Annotated in this window: 2 protein-coding genes; both read left to right on the forward strand. The window is 42.7% G+C overall.

Annotation, left to right across the window (positions count from 1 at the left end):
- On the forward strand, positions 1 to 568 hold a 568-nt coding region (locus V7D75_RS11825), incomplete at its 5' end, for a phospholipase A (RefSeq protein WP_333614716.1).
- Between the two features lie 27 nt (positions 569 to 595).
- On the forward strand, positions 596 to 1,399 hold the full coding sequence (locus V7D75_RS11830; protein ID WP_333614717.1) for a ComF family protein: 804 nt from the start codon (positions 596 to 598) through the stop codon (positions 1,397 to 1,399).
- The last annotated feature ends 184 nt before the right edge of the window (positions 1,400 to 1,583 follow it).

Raw genomic sequence — 1,583 nt, forward strand, 5'->3', positions numbered from 1 at the left:
GTTTGGTTATACCCAAGAGTCGCACTGGCAGGTTTATAACGAAGACAACTCGCGACCATTTCGTGCTACCGATTATCAGCCGGAGATATTTTTGACTCAGCCTGTCACAGCTGACCTGCCTTTTGGTGGCCGTCTGCGCATGTTAGGGGCGGGTGCGATTCACCACTCTAACGGACAAGATGATCCATTATCGCGCTCGTGGAACCGTGCTTATCTGATGGCAGGGGCAGAGTGGGGCAAGTTGTCAGTCATACCGCGTCTATGGGCGCGCGTCAATAACGAGAGCTCTAGCAGTGAGGACAATCCGGATATTGAAGACTACATGGGCTATGGCGATATCAAGTTCTTATATGACTTGCCAGAGCAGCAAAGCCTAAGCGGTACCTTGCGTTATAATCCGAGTACCAATAAAGGCGCTGCCCAAATTGATTATGTCTATCCATTATCTAAAAACGTCAACGGCTATATTCAATTATTCCAAGGTTATGGCGAATCTATTATTGATTATAACCATGAAAATACTTCGATTGGTTTTGGTATCGTGCTAAATGACTGGAAAGGTTTTTAGGATAAACGCGCCGATAGGTATCGATAGATGCGCCGTTTAGCGCCCTATCAAAGCGGACTATGGCTGGCAGAGTATGGAGACGTACGCTGTCAGTTATGCCGTATTTATCGTAGTACACCGCAATCTCAACTGCCACAAAACCATTCCTCAACAATCTCCCCAAATAATCATTCATTCTTTACCAAACTGCGTCAGCACGTTAATTACCGTTTTGATAGCGGCTTACTTTGCTCTGATTGTCATAACAGCATCACTTGGCTACCTAAATCCTTTGACGTGGATATTACGGCGGGCACTAGTCTGTCTATACAAGCAGCGACGTATTATGATTATCCAATACGGCAAGCGATCCGTGCGTTTAAGCATCATGAAGACATGACTAAGCTGCCGTTATTGATCCATGTATTACGTCAGTTACCTAGACCGCAGGGTTGCCATCGCGATAATAGCGTCATTGTTGCCATGCCGACGACCAATCAACGCCTTGTTAAACGCGGTTTTGATCCGGTGAGTATTCTAGCCGCGCAATTGTCTAAGCATTGGCATATTCCACTTTGGCAAGGCGTAGAACGTATCGATGATACCGTCAGTCAGCAAGGACTGACACGAGCTGAACGTTTAGGTAATTTAGACAGCGCTTTTGCTTTAAGGGAATTGCCGCCTGTAAAGCGTTTGCTATTGTTTGATGACGTCGCAACCACAGGTGCTAGCTTACAAGCATTAGGTCGTACCTTATATGATCAATCTTTTAGTCTAGCAGGCGTTAATTCTCAAAGCTCTAATCCCTATCAATTATCTGCCTATGCGTTAGCACATGGAAGTCAATTGTAAAGTTTATTTTTAATAGAAAAACTCCCTCTATCAATTTATAATAACTATTATGTTGCTAATGTGTTGCCTTAACGTTATATTATTGGCACAATTTTACCTACATATTTTGAATGTTTATAGTTCAATAATATTTTTATAAAAATAAGTCAGAATTTAAGAAACATATACTTAATGAATACGCTAA

The organism is Psychrobacter sp. (genome assembly GCF_036731945.1).
Lineage (GTDB): Bacteria > Pseudomonadota > Gammaproteobacteria > Pseudomonadales > Moraxellaceae > Psychrobacter.